General features: G+C 42.9%; 1 protein-coding gene and 1 pseudogene. One reads left to right on the top strand and one right to left on the bottom strand.

From position 1 onward, the window contains the following. Positions 1–358, top strand: a pseudogene (locus A3757_RS27220) (GMP synthase); the annotation flags it as partial. 18 nt (positions 359–376) lie between these two features. Here the strand turns inward: A3757_RS27220 and A3757_RS22435 are convergent. Further along, complete coding sequence (locus A3757_RS22435; RefSeq protein WP_068516688.1) at positions 377–1,336, bottom strand: GGDEF domain-containing protein; 960 nt, start codon at positions 1,334–1,336, stop codon at positions 377–379. Positions 1,337–1,557: the final 221 nt, after the last annotated feature.

Here is a 1,557-nt window from a genome sequence, read left to right as displayed (position 1 = left end):
GGGTGTAGGTGTTTCAAGTAATGAATTAACCAAGTGCGCCTATGACTTAGGCTTTGAGGGAAATGCCCTTAATATGATTGTTAGCCATCAAGATCAAGTCCAGAATATACCGCAAGAATCCAAGCTTCTAGCGACAAGTGATTTTTGTCCATACTTTGCCGTTCAATGGAGTGATTCCTTGATTAGTATCCAAGGGCACCCGGAATGGACTTGTGAATACTCTGAAGCCTTAATGAATGATCGTCGCGACCGAATCCCTGCTAATACAATTGAGGCTGGTCTAGAGTCCTTAGCGAAACCTCTGGATAACAGGGGTTTCCTAAGTGTAATTTCGAAATTTTTACTTCAGAAAGCGTGATGTTGGTTTTGGTGGCTGTTAATGTGCGTGACTTATCGGCAAGGTAGTTAGGGTGTCATTTAGCTCGCTTGAAACTGCCTGGTTTCTACCATTCAATTTTGCACTATATAGTGCCTTGTCTGCTCGCTCTTTCAGGCTATCAAGGGTTTCACTTTGAATGAAGGTCGAGGTACCAGCACTAATGGTTACAGGGATAATTTTGCCCTTATATAGGTAGGTGTGTTGCTCTACGCTCTGCCTGATTCGATCAGCAATTTTTAAAGCTTGATTGGCATCTGTATCATCTAGAATTAATACGAACTCTTCGCCACCGTAGCGAAAACACAAATCACTTCCACGCGCGCACTTTTTGATTGTCGCTGCAAGGTCGCGAAGGACGCTATCACCGGCTAGGTGTCCGTATGTATCGTTGACGTGTTTAAAATGATCAATATCAAGCATGAGAACGGAAAGAGGGGTGTTGTGACGTGTCGCTAGCTCTGCCTCTCTGTGTAAGCTGGCATCAAGTGCGCGTTTATTGCCGCAACCCGTTAACTCATCTCTAAGCGCTGATTGAAGTGCTGCTTGATATAGTTTTGCATTTCGTAAAGGAAATACCAAGGTGCTAGCCAGGCGCTCGATAATGGAAAGTTCTTCTTCAAGAAAGCGCTTCTTTCTAGAAAAGGTAATTGCGCCTAATTCTGTTTCGTCCATGGTGAGGTTGTACTGGCAAGAATGTACACCAGATTTATCACCAATTGTGATAGGGCTCTGATTGGAAGCTTCATGTTTCATTTGATCAAATGACACCAAAGTCTGGACTTCACTCGCAAACATATGAATGATGTCACTACAATCTAGCGTGGTTTGGAGGCGGCGAGTTAAGCGAGAAATAATATCGTTATTGTCGCTAATTGATTTATTTAGATCGCGATAGGTAGATACTATCTTAGCCTTATTAAAATCAATTGTTGTATCGTTTCGTTCGTTACCGCTCATCGTATGGCTCCACAATAATGTTCCAGTATTGTTAATTAATACAAATTGTGGGCCAAGCCAGAAAAACAGCTTATAAACAATGCTTTAGATGTGATTGAACAAACTATTGACGCGATTTGTTGCGTTGCGGCTTGCCGGTTCGTCAAAAAAATGTCTCAATATTCGGCCTCTAAAGGCCGTCACGGCAGTGCGTCGCCACTTGCTTCGTCGATATTCTCAAC

This window comes from Oleiphilus sp. HI0117, from assembly GCF_001635235.1.
The sequence above is the reverse complement of the archived record's forward strand: the minus strand, read 5'-3'. Positions and strand labels throughout refer to the sequence as shown.